A 579-nucleotide genomic window follows, 5' to 3' on the forward strand; every position below is an offset into this window, starting at 1 on the left:
TTTTTAATTACATTTTTTTCATATGCAAACATAACAGTAGATGGAAAAACTAATGTATATGTAGAAAAGAGTAATAGTGGTGTAGACATCATAAATATTTCAACTCCAAGTCCTAAAGGTGTAAGTCATTCAACCTTTAAAGAATTTAATGTAAGTGAAAAAGGTGCTGTAATAAATAATGCAAAAAATATTGCAAGGAGTAGAATTGCAGGACTAATAAATGGTAATAATAATATTAAAGATACAAGAGCAAAACTTGCCCTTCTAGATGTAACAGGATTAGAAGAAAGTAAACTAAAAGGAATACTTGAAGCATTAAGTAAAGATAAATTAGATGTAATACTTTCAAATCCTAATGGAATAACACTAGATGGTGCAAGTTTTTTAAATATACATAATATGGCTTTAACAACATCAAAACCAATAATAGAAAATGAAGAAATAAAAGGATATAACTGTAGTGGTATAATAAATTTGTAACAGTAGAGTAAAGTGGTGTATAATATAATTAAGGAAAAAGGAGAAAAAATTATGATACAAAAACACTCAGAAGAATTAAAAAACAAACTTATTAAACTA

1 protein-coding gene is annotated in these 579 nt (G+C 25.7%); it reads left to right on the forward strand.

Annotated features, from left to right (window positions below; genetic code table 11):
* A partial coding sequence (locus AYC60_RS00100) for a two-partner secretion domain-containing protein (protein WP_156447598.1) occupies positions 1-480 on the forward strand: 480 nt, incomplete at its 5' end.
* Positions 481-579: the final 99 nt, after the last annotated feature.

Origin of the sequence: Streptobacillus felis (assembly GCF_001559775.1) — a bacterium.
Classification (GTDB): domain Bacteria; phylum Fusobacteriota; class Fusobacteriia; order Fusobacteriales; family Leptotrichiaceae; genus Streptobacillus; species Streptobacillus felis.